The organism is Pseudopedobacter sp. (assembly GCF_040392825.1).
GTDB lineage: Bacteria > Bacteroidota > Bacteroidia > Sphingobacteriales > Sphingobacteriaceae > Pseudopedobacter.
In genome coordinates, this window is record NZ_JBEBVH010000174.1 from 1 (window position 1) to 8,719 (window position 8,719).

General features: G+C 35.7%; 11 protein-coding genes. 5 read left to right on the plus strand and 6 right to left on the minus strand.

From position 1 onward, the window contains the following. On the plus strand, positions 1-1,361 hold a 1,361-nt coding region (locus ABWO41_RS12365), incomplete at its 5' end, for a 4Fe-4S dicluster domain-containing protein (protein WP_353138280.1). A gap of 7 nt (positions 1,362-1,368) precedes the next feature. After that, a complete protein-coding gene (locus ABWO41_RS12370; protein ID WP_353138283.1) occupies positions 1,369-2,160 on the plus strand; it encodes a (Fe-S)-binding protein in 792 nt (263 codons plus the stop codon). Here the strand turns inward: ABWO41_RS12370 and ABWO41_RS12375 are convergent. Both ABWO41_RS12375 and ABWO41_RS12380 read right to left on the minus strand, forming a co-directional pair. Further along, positions 2,157-2,363 (minus strand): hypothetical protein, encoded by a 207-nt coding sequence (locus ABWO41_RS12375; RefSeq protein WP_353138286.1) that lies wholly within the window; start codon positions 2,361-2,363, stop codon positions 2,157-2,159. The two genes, ABWO41_RS12370 and ABWO41_RS12375, sit on opposite strands and share 4 nt — an antisense overlap. 53 nt (positions 2,364-2,416) lie before the next feature. Then, positions 2,417-2,803: a hypothetical protein gene (locus ABWO41_RS12380; RefSeq protein ID WP_353138288.1), complete on the minus strand. Its 387-nt coding sequence runs from the start codon at positions 2,801-2,803 to the stop codon at positions 2,417-2,419. A 182-nt stretch (positions 2,804-2,985) separates the two neighbouring features. Between ABWO41_RS12380 and ABWO41_RS12385 the strand changes: the two genes are divergently transcribed. From ABWO41_RS12385 to ABWO41_RS12395, 3 genes are all read left to right on the plus strand, one after another. Further along, positions 2,986-3,456: an ABC transporter ATPase gene (locus ABWO41_RS12385; protein WP_353138291.1), complete on the plus strand. Its 471-nt coding sequence runs from the start codon at positions 2,986-2,988 to the stop codon at positions 3,454-3,456. Positions 3,457-3,586: 130 nt separating this feature from the next. Continuing rightward, entirely contained in the window at positions 3,587-4,915 is a 1,329-nt protein-coding gene (locus tag ABWO41_RS12390; protein WP_353138294.1) for a cytochrome ubiquinol oxidase subunit I, read from the plus strand. A gap of 2 nt (positions 4,916-4,917) precedes the next feature. Further along, on the plus strand, positions 4,918-5,928 hold the full coding sequence (locus ABWO41_RS12395; RefSeq protein WP_353138297.1) for a cytochrome d ubiquinol oxidase subunit II: 1,011 nt from the start codon (positions 4,918-4,920) through the stop codon (positions 5,926-5,928). A gap of 59 nt (positions 5,929-5,987) precedes the next feature. On the opposite strand, the gene mtgA is transcribed toward ABWO41_RS12395, so the two are convergent. The 4 genes from mtgA to rpsF all read right to left on the minus strand — a co-directional run bounded on the left by mtgA (position 5,988) and on the right by rpsF (position 7,832). Beyond that, a complete protein-coding gene (mtgA, locus tag ABWO41_RS12400; protein WP_353138300.1) occupies positions 5,988-6,668 on the minus strand; it encodes a monofunctional biosynthetic peptidoglycan transglycosylase in 681 nt (226 codons plus the stop codon). A gap of 77 nt (positions 6,669-6,745) precedes the next feature. Next, positions 6,746-7,189, minus strand: coding sequence for a 50S ribosomal protein L9 (rplI, locus tag ABWO41_RS12405; protein ID WP_353138303.1), 444 nt, complete (start codon positions 7,187-7,189; stop codon positions 6,746-6,748). A gap of 14 nt (positions 7,190-7,203) precedes the next feature. Continuing rightward, complete coding sequence (gene rpsR, locus ABWO41_RS12410; RefSeq protein ID WP_013633328.1) at positions 7,204-7,467, minus strand: 30S ribosomal protein S18; 264 nt, start codon at positions 7,465-7,467, stop codon at positions 7,204-7,206. Further along, positions 7,467-7,832 carry a 30S ribosomal protein S6 gene (gene rpsF / locus ABWO41_RS12415; protein WP_353138307.1) on the minus strand — a complete coding sequence of 122 codons (366 nt, stop codon included), beginning with the start codon at positions 7,830-7,832 and terminating at the stop codon, positions 7,467-7,469. The genes rpsR and rpsF overlap by 1 nt, the downstream gene beginning before the upstream one ends. Positions 7,833-8,719 lie beyond the last annotated feature (887 nt).

An 8,719-nucleotide genomic window follows, 5' to 3' on the forward strand; every position in this document is an offset into this window, starting at 1 on the left:
AAAGAAAAATAAAAATAATATGCATGCATATTATTTTTATTATATTAGGATATAATTATAGGCTTTGTCATATGGTATCACAATTCATATTTACTATTATATTTCTGGGAGCGATAATTCTTTTTGCACTTCAAATAAAAAAAATATATCGAAATATCTGTCTGGGTAGAGAAATAAGCCTAACAGGCTCAAAACGGGATAGGTGGATAACCATGCTGAAGGTCGCTTTTGGCCAAAGCAAAATGGTAGCAAGGCCTATTGCTGCTATTATGCATTTTTTTGTTTACATAGGTTTCATCATTATCAACGTAGAAGTTTTAGAAATTGTTATAGATGGAGTTTTGGGGACTCACCGAATTTTCTCTTCTATGGGAAACTTTTATAATGTTTTAATTGCATCATTCGAAATTCTGGCCTTACTGGTATTGGTTGGTGTAATTGTATTTTTATGTCGAAGATTAGTCCTTCATCTGAAAAGATTTTCAGGAATAGAAATGAAATCATGGCCGCGAAAGGACGCTCTATATATATTAGGTATAGAAGTTGTTTTAATGCTTGCCTTCCTTACTATGAACGCTGCCGATTACAAGTTACAGCAACTGGGGGTTTATCACCAGGCAGGCTCATTTCCTATATCGGTATACCTAAGTAATATCTTACCAAATTCCGGAGAACAGCTGATATTTATCGAACGTTTTTGCTGGTGGTTTCACATTTTAGGAATTCTTTTCTTCCTGAATTATTTGCCAAGTTCTAAACATTTTCATATCATTCTGGCATTTCCAAATACCTGGTATTCCAAATTGGATAAAAAAGGTAAATTTAATAATATGCCTGCAGTTACTAATGAAGTAAGGGCTATGCTAGATCCCTCTTTTGTTCCTCCCGCTGTGGACAATCAAACAAAATTCGGAGCAAATGATATTTTTGACCTCAATCGCATTCATCTGTTAAATGCATATACCTGTACCGAATGCGGGCGATGTACCTCGGTATGTCCTGCAAATATCACTGGTAAAATGCTTTCTCCAAGAAAAATTATGATGGACACCAGAGACAGATTGGAAGAAGTGGGAAGAAAAATAGATAAAGCAAATGAGCAGGAAATTAAAGCTAACCCACTTCTTGATAATTACATCACACGAGAAGAAATATGGGCTTGCACAACATGCAACGCCTGCACACAGGCTTGTCCTGTAAATATAGATCCGCTTGCTATTATTATGGAGTTGAGAAGATATGCCGTTATGGAAGAATCCAATGCATCTGCCAGCATTAATAATATGTTTTCTAACATGGAAAATAATGCGGCACCGTGGAAGTATTCTCCAAATGACAGACTTAACTGGGCAAATCAATAATATTACTATGACAGATTTTAAGATACCTACAATGGCTGAAATGGCAGCTAACGGCGAATCACCAGAAATTCTTTTTTGGGTAGGGTGCGCAGGGAGTTATGATGAACGGGCACAACGTGTTACTATTGCGCTGTCTAAAATACTTCATCACGTTGGAATCAAGTTTGCTGTTCTGGGAACTGAAGAATCTTGTACAGGTGATCCAGCTAAACGGGCAGGAAACGAATTTCTTTTTCAAATGCAGGCTCTGGGAAATATTGAAGTCCTCAATGCATATAATATTAAAAAAATTGTAACTGCCTGCCCTCACTGTTTCAACACATTAAAAAATGAATATCCTGAATTGGGTGGAGCTTACGATGTTATTCATCACTCACAATTAATTCAGGAACTCATCAATACAGGAAAACTAAAAACGGAGGATGGCTCGGCTTTTAAAGGAAAAAAGATTACCTTTCATGACCCCTGCTATCTTGGCAGAGGAAATGATGTTTACGAAGCCCCAAGAAAAACCCTCGAAGTTTTGGATGCAGATTTAATAGAATTAAAACGATGTAAACAGAATGGATTATGTTGTGGTGCAGGAGGTGCACAGATGTTCAAAGAACCCGAAAAAGGTCTAAAAGATATTAATATAGAACGAACAGAAGAAATATTAGCTTCATCTGCAAATGTAGTAGCCGTAGGCTGTCCCTTCTGCATGACCATGATTAGAGATGGCGTAAAGCATTTCGAAAAGGACAACGAAATCGATGTCCTGGACATAGCAGAAATTACTGCCAAAAACAACAACCTTTAATTGTCTATATATTTCGCGATATTCATTTGCTCTTCTTCCATGACAGGAAGTAGCTTATGAACGTCCAGACTATCCGGAGACACGTTTTTTTCCAAAGTAATCCGATTTACTTCAGAATCGTTTTTAGACAGCCAGGCATTCAAAAAGAACGCATGAATTACCGAAATACACAATGCGGCCATTATGTAAAACGTCTTTTTCAAGTTATTTAGTATAGTTTAGTAGTGCTAAGATAGTAAAAAATATAAATCTGACATTAATTTTCAACTTTTTTAGCCACAAGTTCCTTTAAAGACTTAAAGTTTTTAGCAAAAAGATTAAGTTCGTCCTCAGAGATCGCGGATAGGGGGAAAGAAATCTCATTCGTCATCGAATCTACATTGCCGGAAGGATCTCTGTGTGTCTGGTAAATAACGGTTTCCGGTTCGCAGATAAGAGACAGCCAACCACCCTTTTCGCTTCCCAAAAAATTGATGTCTTTAACTTTTTCAATTTTTACCGAAAAGTATTCCGATTTGTTATTCTTCCAAACCCTTTTATATCTTATGAATCCGTTCGCATTAATATCTAATTCATAACTTTTTCTTTCCAGATATTTTTCAGCACCATACTTATTATAGACCTGTATGATGTTATCCCTCAAAGCCGGTACATCTGGGTTGCTAAGCCAGGACAATGGTAATATAAAAAAAGCGAGAAAAAGGTTACAAATAAAATGCATGATTAAAATTAGTAAACATACATATTTTTGTAAAATAGTTTTTTCAACGTGGAGCACTTAGTTAACAATCTGCTTTAATCGTTTTATTTCTTTAATTTTGAAATATGGAATTAAGTTTAGAATCTAAAGTCTGGATCTATCAATCAAACAGAATATTTACCTCCGCAGAACTGGAACGTCTGAATACTATTCTAGCCGATTTCACTACCTCATGGACTGCACACAATCAGCAGCTCAAAGCTTCATACGAAATCAAATATCAAAGATTTATCGTATTAATTGTAGATGAAACATTAACAGGTGCCAGTGGATGCTCTATAGACAAATCTGTTCATGTGATGAAAGCTATTGAGGAAGAGTTTAAGGTTAATTTATTCGACAGATTTCAGGTAGCATGGAAAGAGGGAAATGAAATTAAAATTACCGGAAGATCTGAATTTGAATCTCTTATTCAGGAACAAAAAGTAAATGCGGAAACAATCGTATTCAACAACCTTGTGAAAAATCTCTCCGAATTGAACCACGCATGGGAAGTTCCTCTAAAGGAAAGCTGGCATGCTAAAGTTTTTTTATAAAAGCAAATGCATTCTTTATTAAGAATGATTTTATTTTTTAAAAAGTCCCAAATTCAGAAAATCATATAAGGTATTCTTATATTTTTGTTACGGTATACGCATCATATAGATGCCTTAATGTTTTCTATACATGGATGATTTTCTAGCTGCTCGTTCCCAAATGGCGTTATCGCTGGGCTTTCACATTATTTTTTCTTGTATCGGAATGGTCATGCCTTTTTTTATGGCTGTTTCCCATTTCTATTATCTAAAGACCAAAGAACAGGTTTACAAAAACATCACAAAAGCATGGAGTAAGGGCGTAGCTATTTTCTTTGCTACCGGTGCAGTATCTGGAACAGCACTTTCTTTCGAGCTGGGACTACTATGGCCAGAATTTATGAAGCATGCAGGTCCGATATTTGGAATGCCATTTTCGTTAGAGGGAACAGCTTTTTTTATCGAAGCGATTGCCTTAGGTTTTTTCCTTTATGGATGGGATAAATTCAATCCCTGGTTTCACTGGGTGACTGGACTTATCGTTGGAATCAGCGGTATTGTATCAGGTATTTTAGTAGTAGCAGCCAATGCGTGGATGAATAGCCCCTCGGGTTTCGACTTTGTTAATGGCGAATATATCAATATCGATCCTATTCAGGCGATGTTTAATGATGCCTGGTTTTCACAGGCTTTACACATGTCTATTGCTGCATTTTGTGCCACAGGTTTTGCAGTAGCCGGAGTACATGCCTTTATGATTTTAAAAGGAAAGAATATAGAATTCCATAAAAAATCTTTTAAAATTGCCGCGGTTTTTGGGTGCATTGCTGCTCTTGTCCAGCCTTTAAGCGGAGATATCTCTGCCAAAGATGTTGCTAAAAGGCAACCAGCAAAACTAGCCGCTATGGAAGCGCATTTTCATACAGAAAAACGGGCTCCTTTTATCATTGGCGGAATACCTGACGAAGAAAACAAAACTGTAAAATATGCCATAAAGATACCCGGGCTGCTAAGCTTTATTACTTACGGAGACATTAATGCCGAGGTGAAAGGGCTAGACCAAATTCCGGAAGAACATCATCCCCCGGTAGCCATTACACATTATGCTTTTCAGATTATGGTTGGTTTAGGCGTATTGATGATGATGATTGCGGTTTTATATTTCTATAGTTTATGGAAAAAAAGGGATTTGCTAAAAAGCAAATGGCTATTGAAATTATTTGCAATAGCAACCCCTGTCGGATTTATTGCAGTTGAAGCCGGATGGACAGTAACAGAAGTTGGCAGACAACCATGGATTATCTATAATGTTATGAAAACAGCTGATGCTGTAACACCAATGCCTGGTATTGTCTATTCGTTCTATATCTTCACAGCAATATATATTTCTTTATCTTTTGTTGTAGGTTTTATGTTGTACAGACAGATTAAAATGGTTGACAAAATTTACGACATCCCTAACCCAACCGAAAAACACTGATTATGACATACGTTGTTATCGCTTATTTATGGGCAGCCATCTGGTTATATTTATTGCTTGGAGGAGCAGATTTTGGAGCGGGAATTTTAGAACTATTTACCTCCAAAAGACATCAGAGCAAAACCCGAAAAACGGTTTATAAAGTTATTGGCCCGGTATGGGAAGCCAACCACATGTGGCTTATTATTGCTATTGTTATTCTTTTCGTTGGCTTTCCAGAAATATACACAACCATGTCTATACATATGCATATTCCTTTAGTACTCATGCTATTTGGCATTATAGCCAGAGGAACGGCTTTTGCTTTCAGGCATTACGATGCTGTTGTAGACGACATGCAGTTTCTTTATCACAAAATTTTCCAATATTCCAGCTTCATTACCCCTTTCTTTTTGGGAATTATTGCGGCGAGTACTGTCTCCGGATCTATAGACACCGAATCTACCGACTTCCTAAACGCTTATATTTTTAGCTGGTTTAACTGGTTTGGGATTGCTGTAGGCTTTTTCACTGTAGCTATCTGTGGCTTTTTGGCGGCCATCTTTATTATTGGCGAAACAGATACAGACGAAGATAAAAAGAGATTTATTCTTAAAGCCAAATACATGAACATTGCCGCTGTCATAGCAGGCTCCCTTGTATTCATCATTTCCTATTTAGAGGGTATACCCTTAATTAACTGGATATTTGGAAATACAATTGGCGTAATAGCTATACTTGCGGCAACCGTTTCTCTTTTTATTTTATGGAGAACTATAGATCAGAAAAAAACCATTCAGCTAAGGCTATTGGCCGGCTTCCAGGTAACAATGATATTATTAGCCATCACATGGGAACATTTTCCTAACCTCATTATCTTAAAAAACGGAAAATATCTGTCACTCATAGAAAACGCGGGACATGAAAAAGCTATCGAATCTTTGGCCTGGGCTTTATTAATAGGCAGCATTTTCATACTTCCGGCATTATATTATCTGCTATACAGTTTTCAGAAGAAGGAAAAGCAAGTTTGAATTACGTGTTAGGTTATCAGTTTACAAAAGCGGATGTTCTGACTGATGTATTGAACTCTTTAAAAATTCAGGGTTCCTAAAGCAGCCATGTTTCTTCTAATTATTGACTGTCTTCTGTAAATGTAATTTGTTGGATTAGCTGGCGTCCACTTTCTTGGGTTGGGCAATACAGCAGCTAAAAGCGCTGCTTCGCCCTTCAGCAAGCTTTTACAGGACTTATGATAATATTTTTGAGTAGCTGCTTCAGCTCCGTAAATCCCATCCCCCATCTCAATTACATTCAGATAAACCTCCATTATACGTTGCTTAGACCATAACAGCTCAATCAATATAGTAAAATAAGCTTCAAATCCCTTACGAATATAAGATCTGCCCGGCCATAAGAATACGTTTTTTGCCGTCTGTTGTGAAATTGTACTGCCACCTCTTATCTTTTTCCCGGCTTTATTTTTTTGATAAGCTTTACCCAAAGCATCAAAGTCAAAACCGTTATGGCTCAAGAACCGGGCATCTTCTGCACCAATTACCGCCTTTTTAAGATTTAAAGAGATGTCGTCAAAATCTCTCCACTCTTTATCTATTTTCCACGATTTTCCATCAAACTTTCTCTCGAATGCTCTTGAAATCATTAAATAAGTAAAAGGGGGATTGATAAAACGATAAGCTAATACCCAAAGAAATGTGAAACAAAAGAACCACAACAGCAATTTTTTCAGGTATTTGATAAGAGTGTCAACCACAGGGTATATGAATTTTAATATAATAAAAAATGCTCCTTAGTGTTTTAAGGAGCATTTTTTATATTAAGAAAGCTAAATTATTCAGCAATAACCTCGAAAGGAACTTGAACTTTAACTTCTTTATGTAAGTTTAAATTTGCTTTGTACTCACCTACAAATTTAACATCAGAATCAAAAGTAATTCTTCTTCTGTCTACGTCGAAACCTAATTTTTTCAATGCATCAGCCACTTGAATAGTGTTTACAGCACCAAAGATTTTACCAGTTTCGCCAGCTTTAGCACCAATGCTTAATTTAACATCAGCCAATTTAGCAGCAGTAGCCTCAGCATCTTTTTTAATTTTCTCTTGTTTAAACTGAGCTTGTTTAATGTTCTCAGCTAAAACTTTCTTTGCCGACTCAGTAGCTAAGATAGCATGTCCCTGAGGAATCAAATAATTACGGCCATAACCAGGCTTTACAATAACGATATCGTCTTTCTCGCCCAGGTTCTTTACATCTTGTGTTAAAATTACTTCCATGTGTATTGCCCTCCTTATTTTAAACCATCAGTTACGAATGGCAATATACCGATAATACGAGCTCTCTTTACAGCTTGAGCTACTTTACGCTGATATTTTAAAGAAGTCCCGGTTAAACGACGAGGTAAGATTTTACCCTGATCATTAATGAATTTCAATAAAAAGTTTGCGTCTTTATAATCGATATATTTAATACCGTTCTTTTTAAAACGACAATATTTTTTTCTGTTATCCTCCACCTTGGGAGCAGTAACGTACTGGATTTGATCTTTTGCCATTAGTTTGCTGCCTCCGCTTTTTCAGATTTCTTTTTGTTAAAAGCACCAGAACGTTTTTTCTCATTGTACGCTACAGCATGCTTGTCTAATTTAACAGTTAAGAATCTCATTACACGCTCATCACGCTTCAATTGTAACTCATACTTGCCGATAACCTCTCCTGATACCTTGTATTCAGTAATATGGTAATATCCAGTTGATTTTTTCTCAATTGGATACGCCAGTTTTTTCAAACCCCAATTATCCTCCTGGATAATCTCGGCTCCATTATCAGTTAAGATTTTAGAGAAGTTAGCAATAACTTCTTTAGCTGCATCTTCTGATAATAACGGGGTAAGAATGATAGTGGTTTCGTATTGACCCATTGTTATTAATAAATTATTTTTAACCCTTTTATTTTAAAGGACTGCAAAAATAGATATTTATAAATAAAAATGCAACATAACTTTCAGTTCGATTAATTCTTCCACCCATTTTTGTGTTTCTTTTTTGTTTTTCGATTTTAACGGATATCTTATTCAGTACCTTAACTGAAAATCTTATGGTATTACCTGCGATAATAACCTACAGAAATTGCTCAGTTGAAACTCTTTTCATTTAATCTATATGGGCGTTTTGTTTAAATTAGCAAGAAGAGCTTGCTTGTTTATGATTTTTATATTGAACCCTTCTTACAGTTCAGCCAACCAGACTAATTCCGGTTCACCATTTAAGAATTTAAAGTAACTCACATTTAAGTAAGCTCCGCTTGCATCTAATAAACAACTAAGATTAGCTCCAAACCGATCCTTTCTATTGCAGATTACCAATCTCTTTCATCACTTGGAAATTACATGGCATTAGCCAGTAGCTTAATATTTTAAGCAAAAAATTAGATAAAAATAAAAAGCGGATCGGCCGGGAGGCCTACCGCTTTTACACACCTATTAAATTAAAAAATCGTATTGATTTTTTGAGGGAAGGCTGATTAAGGTTTTTTAATGGCGTTAGCATATAAAAAACTAACAAAGCCAATCATGACTTTTGCCCAAATTTTTGTTTTTCTCATTTCTCGTAAATATTTCGCAAATATACGCATATATTTCATATACAGAAACAATAAATCTATAATAAGTACAAAAAAATCAGTAAAATTTTTTAAAAAGAATATTTTTAACAACAAACTAAAAACTTCTTAATTTTTTAAAAAACCACATACTTGTTTTCGCACACAAAGCATTCTTTAATGCGTATTTTGAAACATTGCATTATG